The sequence below is a fragment of the Actinoallomurus soli genome, assembly GCF_024055715.1.
In the GTDB taxonomy this organism is placed as follows: Bacteria; Actinomycetota; Actinomycetes; order Streptosporangiales; family Streptosporangiaceae; genus Actinoallomurus; species Actinoallomurus soli.
Genome location: NZ_JAMXMV010000001.1, coordinates 98,843 through 115,640 on the forward strand (window position 1 = coordinate 98,843; position 16,798 = coordinate 115,640).

Annotated in this window: 13 protein-coding genes; 5 read left to right on the top strand and 8 right to left on the bottom strand. The window is 72.2% G+C overall.

Going from position 1 to position 16,798, the window contains the following annotated elements:
* Positions 1–235: 235 nt before the first annotated feature.
* The 8 genes from NDW01_RS00490 to aceB form a co-directional block, all read right to left on the bottom strand.
* Entirely contained in the window at positions 236–1,735 is a 1,500-nt protein-coding gene (locus NDW01_RS00490; protein ID WP_252815481.1) for a HAMP domain-containing sensor histidine kinase, read from the bottom strand.
* Between the two features lie 8 nt (positions 1,736–1,743).
* Positions 1,744–2,418 carry a response regulator gene (locus tag NDW01_RS00495; protein ID WP_252817309.1) on the bottom strand — a complete coding sequence of 225 codons (675 nt, stop codon included), beginning with the start codon at positions 2,416–2,418 and terminating at the stop codon, positions 1,744–1,746.
* A gap of 100 nt (positions 2,419–2,518) precedes the next feature.
* Positions 2,519–3,247, bottom strand: a complete 729-nt coding sequence (locus tag NDW01_RS00500; protein WP_252815484.1) for a hypothetical protein — start codon at positions 3,245–3,247, stop codon at positions 2,519–2,521.
* Between the two features lie 120 nt (positions 3,248–3,367).
* On the bottom strand, positions 3,368–5,005 hold the full coding sequence (locus tag NDW01_RS00505) for an L-lactate permease (RefSeq protein WP_252815485.1): 1,638 nt from the start codon (positions 5,003–5,005) through the stop codon (positions 3,368–3,370).
* Positions 5,002–6,264 (bottom strand): glycolate oxidase subunit GlcF, encoded by a 1,263-nt coding sequence (glcF, locus tag NDW01_RS00510; RefSeq protein ID WP_252815487.1) that lies wholly within the window; start codon positions 6,262–6,264, stop codon positions 5,002–5,004. Before glcF ends, NDW01_RS00505 begins: the two co-directional genes overlap by 4 nt.
* Positions 6,264–7,427 (bottom strand): FAD-binding oxidoreductase, encoded by a 1,164-nt coding sequence (locus NDW01_RS00515; protein ID WP_252815489.1) that lies wholly within the window; start codon positions 7,425–7,427, stop codon positions 6,264–6,266. The genes glcF and NDW01_RS00515 overlap by 1 nt, the downstream gene beginning before the upstream one ends.
* A gap of 71 nt (positions 7,428–7,498) precedes the next feature.
* Complete coding sequence (locus NDW01_RS00520; protein WP_252815491.1) at positions 7,499–8,941, bottom strand: FAD-linked oxidase C-terminal domain-containing protein; 1,443 nt, start codon at positions 8,939–8,941, stop codon at positions 7,499–7,501.
* Positions 8,942–8,980: 39 nt separating this feature from the next.
* The gene (gene aceB, locus NDW01_RS00525) at positions 8,981–10,582 is read right to left on the bottom strand and encodes a malate synthase A (protein WP_252815494.1); all 1,602 of its coding nucleotides are present in this window, start codon (positions 10,580–10,582) and stop codon (positions 8,981–8,983) included.
* Between the two features lie 224 nt (positions 10,583–10,806).
* Between aceB and hflX the strand changes: the two genes are divergently transcribed.
* The 5 genes from hflX to NDW01_RS00550 all read left to right on the top strand — a co-directional run bounded on the left by hflX (position 10,807) and on the right by NDW01_RS00550 (position 16,625).
* Positions 10,807–12,216: a GTPase HflX gene (gene hflX, locus NDW01_RS00530; RefSeq protein WP_252815496.1), complete on the top strand. Its 1,410-nt coding sequence runs from the start codon at positions 10,807–10,809 to the stop codon at positions 12,214–12,216.
* Between the two features lie 398 nt (positions 12,217–12,614).
* Positions 12,615–13,826 (top strand): imidazolonepropionase, encoded by a 1,212-nt coding sequence (hutI, locus tag NDW01_RS00535; protein ID WP_252815498.1) that lies wholly within the window; start codon positions 12,615–12,617, stop codon positions 13,824–13,826.
* A gap of 179 nt (positions 13,827–14,005) precedes the next feature.
* Positions 14,006–14,755 (top strand): TMEM175 family protein, encoded by a 750-nt coding sequence (locus NDW01_RS00540; RefSeq protein ID WP_252815500.1) that lies wholly within the window; start codon positions 14,006–14,008, stop codon positions 14,753–14,755.
* A 163-nt stretch (positions 14,756–14,918) separates the two neighbouring features.
* Positions 14,919–15,770, top strand: coding sequence for a DegV family protein (locus NDW01_RS00545; RefSeq protein WP_252815503.1), 852 nt, complete (start codon positions 14,919–14,921; stop codon positions 15,768–15,770).
* A 60-nt stretch (positions 15,771–15,830) separates the two neighbouring features.
* Positions 15,831–16,625, top strand: a complete 795-nt coding sequence (locus NDW01_RS00550; protein WP_252815504.1) for a ComEA family DNA-binding protein — start codon at positions 15,831–15,833, stop codon at positions 16,623–16,625.
* Positions 16,626–16,798 lie beyond the last annotated feature (173 nt).

A 16,798-nucleotide genomic window follows, 5' to 3' on the forward strand; every position in this document is an offset into this window, starting at 1 on the left:
CCCGGGGGACACGGGCGTGACGACCGGCTCGGGCATCGAGGTTCCCGCATTCACGGTGCTGGTGATCGGTCCTGGGATCGACGCCGTACGGCTCGCCGCGCTGACGCCCGAGCCGATCGAGGTCTCGACGGGCGCCGCCGACCCGGACTGCGTCGTCCTCGGGCGCCCGGACGGCGAGCGGGTACGCCGCGTGGTGGCCGACCACCCCGGTGCGCTGGTGCTGGTCGTCGCGCCGCTAGCCCCGGCCACCGGCGTCTTCGCCGCCGGCGCGGCCGCCTGCGTCGGCGACGCCGACCCGCGGCTCGTCGCGGCCCAGCTCCGCGCCCTGTGGCGGCGTCGCGGACCCCGGCAGGCGGAGCCACGCGAGCGTGCCGCCGCCCTCGGCGGGCCCCAGCCGGACCTCGCCTCCCGCGTCCGCGACGGCGCGGGCGACGATCGCCAGCCCCAGCCCTGACCCGGGCAGGCCGCGGGCGGAGGGGGAGCGCCAGAAACGGTCGAAGACGTGCGGCAGGTCCTCGGGCGGGATGCCCGGTCCCTGGTCGCGTACGGTCAGCTCGCCGCCGGCCAGCCGCACGGTGACGGTGCCGTCCGGCGGGCTGAACTTCACGGCGTTGTCGAGGAGGTTCACCACCGCCCGTTCGAGCGAGGCCGCGTCACCACGGACGTACCACGGCGAGACGTCCTCCTCGACGCGCAGGCCGGGGCCGCGCAGCCGCGCACGGCGCAGGGCGCTGGCGACGGCCTCGTGCACCGCGACGTCCTCCTCGACGCGGGCGCCCGCGGCGGGCTGGGGCCGGGACAGGTCGAGCAGGTCGCCGACGAGGTGGGTGAGCTCGACCAGTTGTTCCTTGACGTTGCCGAGGAGTTTCTGCTTGTGCGCGGCGGGAAGTGGCCGGCCGGTCGTCTCGCTGCGCAGCATGAGGTCGATGTTCGTGCGCAGGCTGGTCAGCGGCGTGCGGAGCTCGTGTCCCGCGTCGACGATCAGCTGCTGCTGGCGTTCGCGCGCGCTGGCCAGGGCGCGGGTCATGCTGTTGAACGACCGGCTCAGCCGCGCGATCTCGTCGTGGCCGTCGGCCGGGATCGTGGTGGCGAGGTCCTCGGTACGGGCGATGTGCTCGACGGCGGCGGTGAGCCGGTCGACGGGGCGCAGCCCGGCACGGGCGACGAGCAGGCCGGCGGTGGCCGCGCCGAGGACCCCGACGGCGGAGACGACGACCAGCAGCACGGCGAGGCTGTCGAGCTTCTCGTTGACCGGGTCGAGGGGCTTGGCGATGGACACCGCGACGCCGCTGTTCGGGTCGCGGTGGGTGAAGATCCGCATCGGGGTGCCGCTCCGGGTGCGGCCGTCGCGGCGGACGAGGTCGCGCAGGCCCTCCGCGACCTGCACGTCGCTCTTCGCCGGCACGAGCGGGTCGGTGGTGTCCTGCGGGCTGCACGTGGTGCCGTCCGCCCGTACGACCTGCATGGTGGGCAGGAAGTCGCGGAACCGGTCGTTGCCGCCACGGGGCGGCTGCGTGCAGATGTCGGACACGGGGTTGGTCTCCCGTCGCAGCGGGCCGCCCTGGCCGCCGCCCGGCGGGCCGCCCCCGAAGCCGGCCTTGGGGCTCGACAGCGACTGGTCGAGCTGCTCGACGAGCTGGCGGCGGACGATGAACCAGCAGCCGATGGCGCAGGCGGCGACCGCCACGGCCACGGCCAGGCTGGTCAGCACGGCCAGCCGGGTCCGCAGCGACATCCGGGTGATCATGCTTCGCGCAGGACGTACCCGACACCGCGGACGGTGTGGATGAGCCGCGGCTCGCCCATCTTGCGCCGCAGGTACATCACGTAGACGTCGAGGGAGTTCGAGGCGGGTTCGAAGTCGAAGCCCCACACCGTCTCGAGGATCTGCTCGCGGGTCAGCACCTGACGCGGGTGCGCCAGGAACATCTCCAGCAGCGTGTACTCCGTACGGGTCAGGCTGAGCGCGTGGTCGTCCCGGGTGACCTCCCGCGTCAGCGTGTTCATCCGCACGCCGGCGTACTCCAGGACGTCTCCGGGCTCCTCGGCCGGCCGGGAGGTGAGCGCGCTGCGCCGCAGCAGCGCGCGGACCCGGGCCAGGAGCTCGTCCAGCTCGAACGGCTTGACGAGGTAGTCGTCGGCGCCGGAGTCCAGGCCGGTGACCCGGTCGCCGATGGTGTCGCGCGCGGTGAGCATGAGGACCGGAACGGTCTCCCCACGGGCGCGCAGCCGACGGCAGGTGGTCAGGCCGTCGAGGCGGGGCATGAGGATGTCGAGCAGGAGCAGGTCGGGCTTGACGGCGTCCAGCTTCTCCAGGGCGTCCAGCCCGTCCACCGCGGTCTCCACCTCGTAGTCCTCGAAGGCGAGGCTGGTGGCGAGTGACTCTCGGACGGCGGGTTCGTCGTCCACGACCAGGATGCGCACGTTCCGACGTTACCGGCGGTTCGACCTGGGGGAACCGGAGTGAACGGTCACGGGGCGCTTTCTCATGTAACTCTCAGGGGTCCGCGCTCGACGGTCAGGGGAACTCGACCTTGACGGCCTGCCGGCTGGCGACGAAGCGTGGGTTCCACACGTACAGCCCGAGGTCGTCCTGCTTCGCGCCCTTGTCCACGCCCATGTCGGTGGCGACCCGGACGAGGTAGCTGGCGCCGGCCGGGATGAACTGGTCGCCGTCCTGGGTCCGGGGCGCCGGGAACCCGAGGGTGTCGATGACCTGGGTCGTGTCCGGCAGCGTGCACATGTCCGAGGGAGCGCCGGGCTGGGGCATGCACCGGCCCGTGCCCGCGACGCTCGCCGGCAGGACCGAGCGCTTGACGAACAGGTCGGCCGGGAAGTCGAGCAGGGCGGGCCGGGTGCCGGTGTTGGTGATGACGTAGTCGATGTAGGCGAGGGTCGCGCCGTCCGGTGGCGGTGTCCTGTTCCCGGAGAGCGGCTTGTCGGCGGTGCCGGACTCCACCGCGGCGATCGAGTAGATGTAGCCGTCCGGGGTGGTGAGGTCGAGCTTCGGGCCCGGTTTGAGCTGGGCGAGGGTCCGCCCGTGGGAGGTCCCGGCCGCGGCGGCGTCCGTCTTGGCGGCCGCGACGGTGCCCGGATCGTGCTGGGAGTGGGTCTCGTGGGCCCGTACGGCGAAGATCAACCCGGCGACGGCGGCCACTCCGACGACGCCGGTGACGGCGCCCGCGATGCCGAGGCGGGCGGCGTTCCCGGCTTTCTTTCGCCGATGTGAGCGGTGGCTCGCTGGCATTGATCATCCCGGTTCGATGGCTGCGTGCGGGCGGGTCGGAGCCTCGCATCGATCGTTTGGAGGGGACAAAAGATAGCAAAGCAGGTCGGAACCGGGAATTACCGCAGAGATGACCGTTCGTCAGGGCACCATCCACGACAGAATGGCGTTCGCCTGCAAAAGGACCAGCATGCTCATGCCGGCCAGAAAGACGAGACTCCAAATGATCACTCGGCGGAGGATGTCGCCCTCCCGGCCGTCCAGTCCGACCGCCGCCGCGGCGATCGCCAGGTTCTGCGGAGAGACCATTTTGCCGAGCACGCCGCCGGAACTGTTGGCGGCCGCCAGGAGCACCGGTGACAGGTCGGCCCTGCCCGCGGCGGCCACCTGCAGGGCGCCGAACAGGGAGTTCGAGGACGTGTCGGAGCCGGTCACCGCGGTGCCGAGCCAGCCGAGGATGGGGGAGAGGAACGCGAAGAATCCCCCCGCGCCCGCCATCCAGGTGCCCAAGGTGATCGTTTGTCCCGAAGCGTTCATCACGAACGCCAGCGCCAGGACGAGCATGACGGTGAGGATCGCCCACCGCAGCTGCACCAGTGTGTCGCGATAGGCGCGCAGCGCACCGCGGACCGATATCCGCAAAATGATCATGGTGAGCAGTCCGGCGGCCAGCATCTGGGTGCCCGGAGACGTCAGGTAGTTGAGCGTGAAGGTCGGCAGGGAAAGCGGCCTGCCCGCCGCGCTCTCCAGGTGCAGGCCCGGCCATTGCACCATCTGCGTCGCCTTGCCCAGAGCGTTCTTGACGGCCGTTATCTGGCAGACGACGAACACCACGATGATCGTCGCGTACGGCAGATACGCCCGCAGGACCTCCCGGCGGGCGTCCGGCCGGGCCACCCGCTCGGCGAACTCCGGCGTCGGCTCGTCCGCCGCGCCGCCCGCCATCACCGCCTGACCGCCCGGCCGCGGCCGCGGCCGTACCATCGCCACCACCGCCGCGACGGACACCAGCGAGGCCACCACGTCCGCCAGCGGAACCGACACGAAGTTCGACGTCGCGTACTGCGCGACCGCGAACGCCACCCCGCAGCCGAGCGCGGTCGGCCAGGTCTCCCGCAGGCCGCGGCGCCCGTCGACGATGCCGACCAGCACCAGCGGCACGAACAGCGCGAGGATCGGCGTCTGCCGCCCCACCATCGCCCCGAGCGTGTCGCTGGACTGCGACGTCACCTTTCCGAGCGTGAGGACCGGGGTGGCCATCGCCCCGAAGGCCACCGGCGCGGTGTTCGCGGTCAGCGCCAGCACCGCGGCCTTCAACGGCCGGAACCCCAGCGCGATGAGCATGACCGAGGTGACCGCCACCGGCGTGCCGAACCCCGCGAGCGCCTCCAGCAGCGCGCCGAAGGAGAACGCGATGATGATCGCCTGAATCCGCTGGTCGTCGCTGACCCGCGCGAACGATCTTCGGAGGACGTCGAAGTGCCCGGTCTCCACGGTCATCGTGTAGACCCAGATCGCGTTGATCACGATCCACAGGATCGGGAAGAACCCGAACGCCGCGCCCTCCGTCCCGGCCAGGGCCGCCTGCCCGGCCGGCATGCCGTACGCCCAGACCGCGACGGCCAGCGCGACGGCGAGGGCGACCAGCGAGGCGATCCACGCCCGCATTCGCAGGCCGCCGAGCAGCACGAACAGCGTCAGCAGCGGCAGCGCGGCGACCAGCGAGCTCCACGCGAGGGAATGGGCGACGGGATCGAGCACCTGACGGAACACGCTCACCTCCGGGAGAGAAACGACTCCTTGCCGATCCCCCGAATGGATGCGTCCAGGACCTCCGCCGTGTGGGCCACCGGCAGCTCCCGCCCACGGCGGCGCAGGGCCGTGGTGATCTGCAGGGTGCAGCCGGGGTTCGCGGCGACGAGCAGGTCCGCGCCGGTCGCCGCGACGTTCGCCGCCTTGCGGTCACCGAGCTCGCCCGCCGCCTCCGGCTGCAGCAGGTTGTAGACCCCGGCGGACCCGCAGCAGAGCTCCGGCTCGGCGACCTCCCTGACCTCCAGCCCGGGGATGTCGCCGAGCAGCCGCCGGGGCTGCGCGCGCACTCCCTGGGCGTGCGCGAGGTGGCACGCGTCGTGGTACGCCACGGTCAGGTCCAGGGGGTGCCGGGTGGCGCGCGGCCCCAGCTCGGCCAGGAACTCCGCCAGGTCGCGGGTCCGGGCCGACAGTGCGGCCGCCCGCCCGGCCCACTCCGGGTCGCCGGCCAGCACCGCGCCGTAGTCCTTCATCGCCGACCCGCAGCCGGCCGCGTTGACCACGACGACGTCCACGTCCGCGAACGCCTCGATCACCTCGCGCGCGAACGCCTTCGCCTCCTCCGCCCGGCCGCTGTGCAGCGACAGCGCCCCGCAGCAGCCCTGGCCCTTCGGGATGACGACGTCGCAGCCCTCCATGGCCAGGACGCGGGCGGTCGCGGCGTTCACGCCGGGGAAGAACTCCCGCTGCACGCACCCGGTCAGCATCCCCACGACGGCCCGGCGCTCGCCGCGGGCGGCGACGCGCTCCGGCAGCCGTACGTGCCGGGCCGCCGGCGGCGCCAGGCGCTCCATCGCCGCCAGGGTGGGAGAGACCCGCTCCAGGAGGGGTCCGAGGTCCACGGGCAGCCGGCGGTAGGCGCGCAGCGGCCCGCGCAGCGCCCGCAGCCGCCGCGGATACGGGAACACCGCGAAGATCATTTCCCGCAGCAGCCGCTCGCCGCGCGACCGCGGATGGTCCTCCTCGACCCGGGCCCGCGTCAGCTCGATGAGCCGGTCGTAGCGGACGCCGGACGGGCAGGCGGTCACGCACGCCATGCAGCCGAGGCAGCGGTCGACGTGCTCGACGGTCGAGTCGGTCAGCGGCCCGCCGCGCTCCAGCTGGTCCATCAGGTGGATGCGACCGCGCGGCGAGTCCATCTCCTCGCCCCACAGCGCGTACGTCGGGCAGGTCGGCAGGCAGAACCCGCAGTGCACGCAGTCGTCGAGCAGCTCCCGGAACTCCTCCATCAGATCCCTCCCACGAAGCGGCCGGGCGCCAGGCGGTGCTCGGGATCGAACTGGTCCTTGACCCGGCGCATCAGCGGCAGCGCCGGGATCGGCCCCCACCGGTCGAGCCGTACGCCCGCCGGCGCCGCGAGCACGACCGCCGAGCCGTGGCGGCGCAGCCGTTCGAGGACGTCGTCCGCGCCGTCGGCGGGCAGGGCCACATGCCACACGCCGCGCCCGGCCGATCCGCGGATCCGCGCCGCGCCGCCGAGCCCGCCGAACAGGTCCGCGAGAGCGGTCGGCAGGGCCCGTACCTCGGCCAGCACCTCGCCCTCGGGGAGCCGGCCCCACCAGCCGGGCGGCCCCTCGCCGGTCCGGCCGCCGATGAGCGCGCACGCCGCCTCCGCACGGGGCGGCACCCCGTCGGGCACGCCCTCGAACAGCGCGGCGACGGTGATCGGACCGGGCCCGTCCACCTCGATCGCGGTCGGCACCAGCGCCGAGCCCAGCAGGGCCTGCACCATGGCGAGGGCCTGCCCGGCGTCGGCGGCGGTGGCCGAGACGTACGCCGTGGCGCGCGGCAGCGGGTGCAGCCGGAACGCCGCCTCGACGATCAGGCCCAGCGTCCCGTACGAGCCGGTGAACAGCTTGCCGAGGTCGTACCCGGCGACGTTCTTGACGACCTTGCCGCCCGCGTGCGCGACGACGCCGTCCGCGCGGACGACCGTGACGCCGATCAGCAGGTCGCGCGCCGAGCCGTACAGCAGCCGGCGCGGCCCGGCGGTCCCCGTCGCGAGGACCCCGCCCACGGTTCCGCCCGGCGGCAGCGGGTCGAGGGCGAGCTGCTGCCGCGACCCCGCGAGCGCCTCGCGCAGGTCGTCCAGGGCCAGCCCGGCCTCGGTCTTGACCACGAGGTCCCCGGCGGCGTGCTCGACGATCCGGTGCAGACGGCGGGTGTCGACGAGCAGGTCGCAGCCGTCCGGCGGCGCGCCCCAGTGCATCTTGGTGCCCGCGCCGCGCGGCACGACCGTGAGCCCGTGTTCGGCGGCGGCCCGCATCAGCTCGGCGGCCTCCGCGACCGTCGCGGGCTCGGCCACGTACGACGGCGTCACCCCCTGCACGGCGTCGCCGTCCTCACCCGGGCGTACCTCGCACGCCTTGGCGAGAGCGTCGAGCGCGCTCATCGAGGCGCCGCCGGCCCCGGGCCCGCCGCCAGAAGCAGCGCGTCCGTCATCACGAGCGGCCGCGTCCGTCATTAGAACAGGTCCGCCTTCCCGCTCTCGACCAGCGGATGCACGCCCCTGCGCCGGCCCGGCACCTCGCCGCACAGCCGGGGCGTGGGGTAGATCTTGCCCGGGTTGCACAGCCCGGCCGGGTCGAACGCGCACCGCACCATCTGCATCGTGTCCAGGTCCTCGCCGGTGAACATCCGCGGCATGTGCTTGGCCTTGTCGATCCCCACGCCGTGCTCGCCGGTGATCGACCCGCCGTGCTCGATGCACAGGTCGATGATCCGCCCGGAGACCTCCTCGGCGCGCTCGCCCGCGCCCGCCTCCGAGCCGTCGAACAGCACGAGCGGGTGGAGGTTGCCGTCGCCGGCGTGGAAGACGTTCGCCACGCGCACGCCGCGCTCCCGGGAGATCGCGTCGATGCGGGCGAGGACCTGCGGGAGCATGGTCCGGGGGATGACGCCGTCCTGCACGATGTAGTCGGGGCTGATCCGCCCGACCGCGGCGAACGCCGACTTGCGGCCCCGCCAGATCAGCCCGCGCTCGACGTCGTCGGCGGCGACCCGCAGCTCGAACGCCTCCGCGCACAGCTCCTTCACCCGCTCGAACTGCGCGTCGACCTCCGAGGCGGGACCGTCCAGCTCGACGATGAGCACCGCGCCCGCGCCCGGCGGGTACCCGCAGCTCACGGCGGCCTCGGCCGCCTCGATGGACAGGGCGTCCATCATCTCGATCGCGGCGGGCACCACCCCGTCGGCGATGATGGCCGACACCGCCGCGCCGGCCCGTTCCATCGAGTCGAACCCCGCCAGCAGCGTGCGCACGCTCTCCGGCAGGCGCGTCAGCCGTACGGTGACCTTCGTGGTGATGCCGAGCGTGCCCTCCGAGCCGACGAACGCGCCCAGCAGGTCGTACCCGGGCCCCTCGGTCAGCTCCACGATCTCCCCGTCCGGCGTGACGACCTCGCAGGCCAGGACGTGGTTCACGGTGAAGCCGTACTTCAGGCAGTGCGCGCCGCCGGAGTTCTCCGCGACGTTCCCGCCGATCGAGCAGACCTGCTGGCTCGACGGGTCGGGCGCGAAGTAGTAGCCGTACGGCCGCGCCGCCCGGGTCACGTCGAGGTTGATGACGCCCGGCTCGACGACCGCGCGCTGGTTGGCGGCGTCGACATCCAGGACGCGGCGCATCCTGGAGGTCACGATCAGCACGCCGTCCGTACGGGGGAGGGCGCCGCCGGACAGGCCCGTCCCCGAGCCGCGCGCGACGTACGGCACGCCGGCGTCCGCGCAGGCCCGGACGATCGCCGCGATCTGCTCGGCGGTGTCCGGCAGCACGACGACGCCGGGCGTGGCGCGGTGGTAGGTCAGCCCGTCGCAGTCGTACGTGGCCAGCTCCGCCGGATCGCTGATGACATTCTCCGCGCCGACGATCTGCCTGAGCCGTGCCGCGAGCGCGTCCAGCAGTGCCATACCAGTTATCCTCACCCCTTTTTCGCCGATCGGCGAGAGTCAGGGCATCCGCTCGTACGCCGGGAGAGTGAGGAAGTCGGCGTAGTCGTCGGCGAGCGCCACCTCCTTGAACAGCGCCACCGCGTCAGCGAACCGCCGCTCGTCGAACGCGTCGCCGTACGACTCGCGGATCTTGCCGAGCTCCTCGTCGATGATCCGCTCCACCAGCTCGGTCGTGACCTTCGGGCCGTCGGCGAGGTCCACGTCGCCCCGCAGCCACTGCCAGATCTGGGAACGGGAGATCTCGGCGGTCGCGGCGTCCTCCATCAGGTTGAAGATGGCGACCGCGCCGTTGCCGCCGAGCCACGTGGCGATGTACTGCAGGCCGACGCTGATGTTGTTGCGCAGCCCCGCCTCCGTGATCTCGCCGGGCGTCTTGTCCACGGCCAGCAGGTCCGACGCGGCGACGGAGACCTCCTCGCGGAGCCGGTCGAGCTGGTTCGGCCGGTCGCCGAGCACGCCGTCGAAGACCTCGCGGCAGAGCGGAACCAGGTCGGGGTGGGCGACCCAGGAGCCGTCGAAGCCGTCGTTGCTCTCGCGGGTCTTGTCCGCCCGCACCTTCTCGAAGGCGGCCTTGTTGACCTCCTCGTCACGGCGTGACGGGATGAACGCGGCCATGCCGCCGATCGCGTGCGCGCCGCGCTTGTGGCAGGTGCGGACGAGCAGCTCGGTGTACGCGCGCATGAACGGCGCCGTCATCGTGATCGCGTTGCGCTCCGGCAGCAGGAACTGCCGGCCACGGGCGCGGAACTTCTTGATGACGGAGAACAGGTAGTCCCAGCGGCCGGCGTTCAGCCCCGCGGAGTGGTCGCGCAGCTCGTACAGGATCTCCTCCATCTCGAACGCCGCCGGGATGGTCTCGATCAGGACCGTGGCCCGGATCGTGCCGCGCGGGATCTCCAGGAGGTCCTGGGCGAGGTTGAAGACGTCGTTCCAGAGGCGCGCCTCCAGGTGGCTCTCCATCTTCGGCAGGTAGTAGTACGGCCCCTTGCCCTTGTCGAGCTGCCGCCGCGCGCAGTGGAAGAAGTACAGGCCGAAGTCGAACAGCGAGCCCGACATCCGCTCGCCGTCGACGAGCACGTGCTTCTCGTCCAGGTGCCAGCCGCGCGGGCGGACGACGATCGTCGCCAGCTCCTCGTCCGGCTTGAGCCGGTAGGACTTGCCGCCCGTCTCGAAGTCGATCGTGCGGTCGAGGGCGTCGCGGAGGTTGAGCTGTCCGCCGACCATGTTCTCCCACAGCGGCGTGTTGGCGTCCTCGAAGTCGGCGAGCCACACCTTGGCGCCGGAGTTCAGGGCGTTGATGGTCATCTTCCGGTCGGTCGGACCGGTGATCTCCACGCGGCGGTCCTCCAGGCCCGGCGCGGGCTTGGCGACCCGCCAGGACCCGTCATGACGGACGGCCGCCGTGTCCGGCAGGAAGTCCAGCGTGCCGCCCCGGGCCAGCTCCTCCTGCCGCTCGGCGCGCTTGTTCAGCAGCTCCTTCCGGCGGACGCCGAACTCACGCTGCAGGGAGGCGAGGAAGCCGAGCGCCTCGGGCGTGAGGATCTCGTCGTACCGCTCGTGGACCGGGCCGGTCAGCTCCACACCTTGAGGTTCGGACATCAGCGCCACCCTCTTTCGCACAGTGAAATTATTCTTCTGCTTAACGGAAACGATATTAAGATCGCCGCAGCCCGGTCAACGGGGCCGGGGTATCCCCTTCCCGCCGGGGACGCCCACACGCGGGACGGTCGCCGGCCCGTCCGGAATAAGCAGGTGTGATCCTGGCGCGGTCATGGGAACATCTGGGAAGATCCGGCGACGTTCCGGCGTTGACATGGGGGAACATGACGAATTTTCCTTACGAAGAGCCAGAGCGCACCCCGCTGACCGGCGAGCTGGACCTGGAGGACCGCCAGGCGCTGCGGCGCGTGGCCGGGCTGTCCACGGAGCTCAGCGACGTCACCGAGGTCGAATACCGTGCGCTGCGCCTCGAGCGCGTCGTCCTGATCGGCGTCTGGACCGACGGCGACGAGGCTCAGGCCGAGAACTCCCTGCGCGAGCTCGCGCTTCTCGCCGAGACCGCCGGATCCGACGTCCTCGAAGGGATGATCCAGCGGCGTTCCAAGCCCGACCCGGCGACCTACATCGGGTCCGGCAAGGCCGAGGAGCTCCGCGACGTCGTCATCTCGACGGGCGCCGACACCGTGATCTGCGACGGCGAGCTGACCCCGAGCCAGCTCCGCCAGCTGGAGGAGATCGTCCAGGTCAAGGTGATCGACCGGACCGCCCTCATCCTCGACATCTTCGCCCAGCACGCCAGCAGCCGTGAGGGCAAGGCGCAGGTCGAGCTGGCCCAGCTCGAGTACCTCCTGCCGCGCCTCCGCGGCTGGGGTGGCAACCTGTCCCGGCAGGTCGGCGGCCGCGCCGCCGGCGGCGTCGGCATCGGCGGCCGCGGTCCCGGTGAGACGAAGATCGAGCTGGACCGGCGCCGGATCCGGTCCCGCATGGCCCGCCTGCGCCGCCAGATCGAGGCGATGGGCAAGGCGCGCGACACCAAGCGGTCCCGGCGGCGCGACCGCCAGGTTCCCTCGGTCGCGATCGCCGGGTACACCAACGCCGGCAAGTCCAGCCTGCTCAACCGCGTGACCGGCGCCGGCGTCCTCGTCGAGGACGCGCTGTTCGCCACCCTGGACCCCACGGTCCGGCGGGCGAGCACGCCGAACGGCCGGACGTTCACGATCGCCGACACGGTCGGGTTCGTGCGCCACCTGCCGCACCAGCTCGTCGAGGCGTTCCGCTCGACGCTGGAGGAGGTCGCCGACGCGGACCTGATCCTCCACGTCGTCGACGGCTCCGACGCGGACCCGGAGGCGCAGATCGCCGCGGTCCGTGAGGTGCTGCGCGAGCTCGGCGCGGACGACGTGCCCGAGCTCGTCGTGATCAACAAGGCCGACGTGGCCGACGACCTCTCCCTGGCCCGGCTCCGCCGCCACGAACCGCACAGCGTCGTCGTCTCGGCGCGCACCGGCGAGGGCGTGACCGGGCTGCTGGCGGCGATCGAGGAGAGCCTTCCGCGCGGCGACCGCGAGGTCCACGCGCTGGTTCCCTACGAGCGCGGCGACCTGGTGGCCCGGGTGCACGACCTCGGCGAGGTGCTCTCCCAGGAGCACACCGCCGACGGCACGGCCCTGCACGCCCGCGTGCCGGCGCGCGTCGCGGGCGAGCTCGAGCCGTACGTCACCGCGCACGCCTGACCACTGAGCAACCGGTCGTACGGCGGGATCCTCGCCCGGATTCCGCCGTACGACACCGCGGCATGTCCACCACTGAGCCGGAACCGGGGCATTCCGTCTTTCGGTACGGAGTGAGGTTCCGAGTGCGGTATCGTCAAGGCACCTGTAGCAGTCGGCCGCCGGGGCGGTTTAGGAGCGGTATGTCGCGTGAGGCTGTACAGCGTGGCCTTGCGTGCACTACGGTGACGAAACCGATATTCCCGGGCTCGTTGCTCCAGGTGGTCGGCTGATCACCCCTAATTCCGACTTGGGTCCGTCGGCAATGCCGCCGGCGTATATCGAGCGAGAGCAGGTGACCCGCTGCATGGCGTCCGGACACCCTTCACCGGCGCGCGACCGCAGAACGGGGCGGTGACGCGATGACCGTGCGTCTGCTGACGAACATCGGCCGGCTGTGGACCGGCACCGACGTGTGCAGCAACGCCGCCGTTCTCGTGCACGACGACCGGATCGTGTGGGCCGGTCCCGCTTCGGACCTCCCGCAGAGCGTCCCCGGTGTCATCGACGACATCGTCGATGTCGACCACGTCGAGAACCTCGGTGGCGGCCTCGTCACCCCGGGCCTCATCGACGCGCACTCGCATCCGGTGTACGCCGGAAACCGCTGGGCCGAGCTGGCCATGCGCACGAGCGGGTCGACCAACAACGAGATCGTCGCCGCGGGCGGCGGCGTGGCCTCCACGGTCACCGTGACGCGCGGCACCGACCCCTGGACCCTGTGCAACAACGTCCGTGAGCGCCTCCGGCAGTGGATCTGCGCCGGCACGACCACCGTCGAGGCGAAGACCGGATACCACCTCACCCGCGACGGCGAGCTGGCCGACGTCCGGATGCTGCGCTCGCTCGAGGAAGAGCCCTCGATGCCGCGCATCCACGCGACGTTCCTCGCCGCGCACATGCTTCCGCCGGAGTACTTCGGCCGCCGCCGCGACTACATCGAGGCCGTCCGCCTGTGGGCCGGTGACGCGGCGGCCGCGGGCGCCGACAGCATCGACGTCTACTGCGACGAGGGCCACTTCACGCCCGACGAGGCCCGTGTCCTGCTCATGACCGGCCAGCGCGTCGGGCTGAAGGCGCGCCTGCACGCCTGCGCCAACGAGCGGGTCGGCGCCGCCCAGGTCGCGGCCGAGGTCGGCTGCGCCTCCGCCGACCTCCTCACCGAGGCCAACGACGACGACATCAAGGCGCTGCACCACGGCGGCGTCGCCGCGACGGTCTGCCCCGGCAGCGCACTGCACAACGGCCGCACCCCGCCGGTCCGGGCCATGCTCGACCGCGGCGTCACGCTCGCGCTCGGCACCGACCACAACCCCGGCCAGTGCGGCATCACCTCGATGCCGCTGGTGATCGGCCTGTCGGTCGCGATGTTCGGCCTCAGCGTGAACGAGGCGCTCCGCGCCGCCACGCTCGGCGGCGCGGCCGCCCTGCGCGTCTCCGACCGCGGCGCGCTCGTCCCCGGCATGTACGCCGACATGGTCCTGTGGGACGCCGACCACGAGGGCGCGTTCGCCTGGGCGTTCGGCCTCCGCGCACTCCGCGTCTGGCGCGGCGGCGTCCCCGTCCAGGCCTGACGGCACCGGCTCGCCCCGTCCTCCCACCGCGGCGGGACGCGAAGGCTCGGCGACCGCAGTGCCGAAGGCGGGCGAACGCCGCGACCTGCCGGTTCGGTTCCAGAATCCAACCAGCATCCTGTACGGCCGACTTTGCGTACGATGCGGCTCCATCACCTTGATCACGGGAGTCGTCTGTCGTGTCCGAGCGTGTCAACGAAACCGATGAGGCGGCGGCGATCGCCCCAGGCAGGCTGGCGGCGTTCAGCGATGGAGTGATCGCGATAGCGGCGACGCTGCTCATCCTCGAGGTGAAGGCTCCGCCCGCCGGAGAGAAGGTCTGGCCCGCGCTCCGCCACGAGTGGCCGGCCCTCGCGGCGTACGCCGTGAGCTTCCTGGTGATCGGCATCGCGTGGATCCACCACCACAACCTGTTCCACCAGGTGCGACAGGTCGATCGCGGCCTCCTCCTGCTGAACCTGGGCATGCTGGCGACCCTGTCCTACCTGCCCCTCCCGACCGCCACGCTCGGCAACCACCTCACCGGAGACGACGCCGTTCCGGCCGCCGTCTTCTACTCGGCGTCGGTCCTGGTGGCGGCCGTCTGGTTCACGCTGCTGTGGAACCACCTGTACGCGCGGCCACACCTGCTGCATCCGGGCGGCCGGGAGGTGGCGCGTGAGGCACGCCGCCGGTCGCTGGTGGGTCCGGCGAGTTACCTCTTGTCCGGACTGCTCGCGTTCGTCAGCCCGGTCGGCTCGCTCATGCTCAACGCCGCCATCATCGTCTACTTCATCGCCGGTCGTCGGTCTCCGGCCTCCCGGGTACGGCGGCTCGCCCTCACCCCCGTCTCGGACTCCGGAGACCACGGCCCTGAGGAGAGGACCGAGGGAGCATCCGACGGAGCCGAGGACGGAGCCGAAGAAGGAGAGCCGCCTACCGCGCCCTGACCTTCCGCACCGTTCCCGCCTCCGGCACTGGCCGGTTCTGGGAACCGGCCGCGAAGACCCTTCCCGAGAGTTGCGGTCCGCGGCCGGCGCGGCCCTGGCGGGGAGGCGACGCGCTGAGTTCGGGTTACGCGGCTGATGCGACATGGCGACCTAAACTCCCGGTATGACAGCACCCGTCGCGGTCGTCACTGATTCCACTGCCTACCTGCCGGACGAACTCGTCGCGGCGCACGGCGTCACGGTGGTGCCACTGCAGGTCGGGGTCGGCGGGGAGACGTTCGAGGAGGGCGGGAGGCACACCGCCGGTGAAGCAGGACAGGGTTTCCGTGACTGGCGTCCCGTCACGACGTCCCGGCCGTCACCGGGAAGCTTCGCCGCCGTGTACCGGCAGGCGGCCGAGACAGGAGCCACCGGGGTGGTGTCCGTCCATCTGTCCGCGGAGATGTCGGGGACCGTCGAATCGGCCAGGCTGGCAGCGAGAGAGGCGCCGATTCCGATCCGCGTGGTGGACAGCCGTTCTCTCGGCATGGGCCTCGGCTTCTCGGTGCTGGCCGCCGCGCGGGCGGCGGTGGGCGGCGGCGATCTCGACGCCGTCGCCGATGCCGCGGTTCGGCGGGTTCGCGCGACCCGTTCGCTGTTCTACGTCGACACGCTGGAACACCTGCGCAGAGGCGGCCGGATCGGCGCGGCGGCGACGTTGCTGGGATCGGCTCTGATGATCAAGCCGTTGCTGCGCATCGTCGACGGCCGCATCGCGCCGCTGGAGAAGGTCCGCACGACCTCCCGCGCGCTGGCCCGGCTGGAGGAACTGGCCGTCGACCTGGCCGGCGACCGGCCCGTGGACATCGCCGTTCAGCACCTGGCCGCGCCCGTACGGGCCGCCGCGCTGGCCGGTCACCTGCGCGAACGGGTTCCGGAGCTGCACGACCTGTACGTCGGAGAAGTAGGGCCCGTCATCGGCGCGCACGTCGGCCCCGGCATGCTCGGCGTCGTCGTCTCCCGACGGGAGCCATAGTTATCCACAATCTGTACGGGTGTCATCGCGAAGAGCGATCGCCCCGTTAGCGTCGGCGGCATGTCCAGCTTCGACCCCACCGCCTTCGACCGGCTCCGCGACGTCTTCCGGCCACCACAGTCGTTCGGGTCCGACGATGACGTGAGTCCTCAGCCGCCGGGAGCGGCATTACGGTCCTCACCCCGCGATCCGGGTCGGCAGGTACGGCTCGATCCCCACGCTCCCGGCCTTCGCGTGCTGGCGGCGGTCGGTCTGTTGGCGGCACTCGTCGCGGGTGCCTTTCTGTGGTGGTCACGCCCGGACGCGCAGCCCGTGCCCGCGGCGGTCGTAAGTCCCGCGGCGCACCGGGCCGCTCCCGCGGGCGCGTCCTCGCCCGCGCCCGGCCCGTCCGCCGCTTCGGCACCGCCCGCCGCGTCCACATCGCCGGTGCTGGTCGACGTCGGGGGGAAGGTGCGACGCCCCGGCGTGGTGAGCCTGCCGGCCGGGGCGCGGGTCATCGACGCGATCAAAGCGGCCGGGGGAGTCCGGCCCGGAGCCCGAACCGGCACACTGAATCTCGCCCGCCGGGTCGTGGACGGTGAGCAGATCCTCGTGGGAGTCGACGCGACGCCCGTGCCCGCCATCGCGCCGGGCGCGCCGTCGGGCGCCGCGTCACCTGGCGGCGCACCCCTCGATCTGAACACCGCCAGCGCCGCCCAGCTCGATCAACTGCCGGGCGTCGGCCCGGTGCTGGCCCAGCGAATCGTCGACTACCGCACCCAGCACGGTGCCTTCCGATCCGTCGAAGAGCTGCGGCAGGTGTCCGGCATCGGGACCGCCAAGTTCGGCGACCTCAAAGGTCTGGTGACCGTGTGAGCGCCATAGCGGCGGCGATCGGCCGCCACCCGCGAGTCGGTCTTCGGGCGGCCTGTCCGAATGGTTTCCGAGTGTGACGACTGAGGACGGGGCACCTGAGGATGAGGTCTCCACGCCCGGCCCACCCGCCGACGGAGTTCCTGCCGCCGGCGTAGGCGGTGAGTGTGCACTCG

Excerpts from the sequence above, each read along its gene's own strand:
- NDW01_RS00490 (WP_252815481.1), bottom strand. The coding sequence starts at position 1,735 with ATGTCGCTGCGGACCCGGCTGGCCGTGCTGACCAGCCTGGCCGTGGCC.
- NDW01_RS00500 (WP_252815484.1), bottom strand. The coding sequence starts at position 3,247 with ATGCCAGCGAGCCACCGCTCACATCGGCGAAAGAAAGCCGGGAACGCC.
- glcF (WP_252815487.1), bottom strand. The coding sequence starts at position 6,264 with ATGGAGGAGTTCCGGGAGCTGCTCGACGACTGCGTGCACTGCGGGTTC.
- NDW01_RS00515 (WP_252815489.1), bottom strand. The coding sequence starts at position 7,427 with ATGAGCGCGCTCGACGCTCTCGCCAAGGCGTGCGAGGTACGCCCGGGT.
- NDW01_RS00520 (WP_252815491.1), bottom strand. The coding sequence starts at position 8,941 with ATGGCACTGCTGGACGCGCTCGCGGCACGGCTCAGGCAGATCGTCGGC.
- aceB (WP_252815494.1), bottom strand. The coding sequence starts at position 10,582 with ATGTCCGAACCTCAAGGTGTGGAGCTGACCGGCCCGGTCCACGAGCGG.
- hflX (WP_252815496.1), top strand. The coding sequence starts at position 10,807 with ATGACGAATTTTCCTTACGAAGAGCCAGAGCGCACCCCGCTGACCGGC.
- hutI (WP_252815498.1), top strand. The coding sequence starts at position 12,615 with ATGACCGTGCGTCTGCTGACGAACATCGGCCGGCTGTGGACCGGCACC.
- NDW01_RS00545 (WP_252815503.1), top strand. The coding sequence starts at position 14,919 with ATGACAGCACCCGTCGCGGTCGTCACTGATTCCACTGCCTACCTGCCG.
- NDW01_RS00550 (WP_252815504.1), top strand. The coding sequence starts at position 15,831 with ATGTCCAGCTTCGACCCCACCGCCTTCGACCGGCTCCGCGACGTCTTC.